General features: G+C 30.5%; 1 pseudogene. It reads left to right on the top strand.

The window, feature by feature from the left end:
* Positions 1–580: 580 nt before the first annotated feature.
* Positions 581–921, top strand: a pseudogene (locus TY19_RS02955) (hypothetical protein); the annotation flags it as partial.

Genomic DNA, 921 nt, shown 5'->3' with positions numbered 1-921 from the left:
ATTGATGAAATAAAATGACAATTGTCATCCTCTCTGGTATCGATCATTCAGGTTGAGGTCCTTGCTTTGTTTTGCCATGAAAAATTAACGTTCATTCCATTTCTGCTCAAAAGACTTTCAAAAATTATCTAGACGACAATATCATTTGATTAAATCTATTTTGACCTCTCATCTCGTATTGAACATTAGTTTAGTAAAACAAATGTTTTAAATCATGCAGAGGTCTTTTGTCATTTAAATTTTATTCTTCTTATTCATTATCAAAGGGATAAATTCAAAATTCAGATTTATAAATTATAAACAATCCAATCTAACCTATAATAATTTATGACCCGTTTGTTTCATGATACTATCATCTCGTGGACTTAAAGTATTTTAGATTAAAAACTAAAGATTTTATATTTAAGCCTGATTGATTCTTACTTAATTCTTTAACAGCCTTTTATTGATAAACTGAAACTTTCTTTTAAAATTTGACTTCCTATTTTAATTTATTAATATTGCAATAATTTTTATCTATACATCATACTTTTAAAATATCTATAAATGAAAATTTATTTTACTCATTGGGACGGTCATTTTGAATATTTCTAATTTAGGGTTTATTCCTAGTCATCTTGTCCATACAACGACTCCATCTTACTATCCTCTTCAAGATATTAATGACCCTCTTGTGGATGAGAATAATCCCTTAGTCAATCCCTTGGCCAATACAGAAGAAACTAGTGCACCAACGATTCAACCTTCCGTTCTTTCACCTTCATCTGAAGAAGTTCAACTGAGCTTTCAAGAGGGAATTTCTCTGAACATTTCTCATTCTCAGCTAACTTTGTTAAGGGAAAAATCGCCCTATTTTAAGAAGCTGTGGTCGGGGCAATTTCAAGAAACTCTGCAACATCCTCTCGCTTTGACACAAAAGGA

The sequence above is a fragment of the Candidatus Protochlamydia sp. R18 genome (genome assembly GCF_000648255.1).
Taxonomy (GTDB): Bacteria; Chlamydiota; Chlamydiia; order Chlamydiales; family Parachlamydiaceae; genus Protochlamydia; species Protochlamydia amoebophila.
This window is presented reverse-complemented; position numbering and strand designations above follow the sequence as displayed.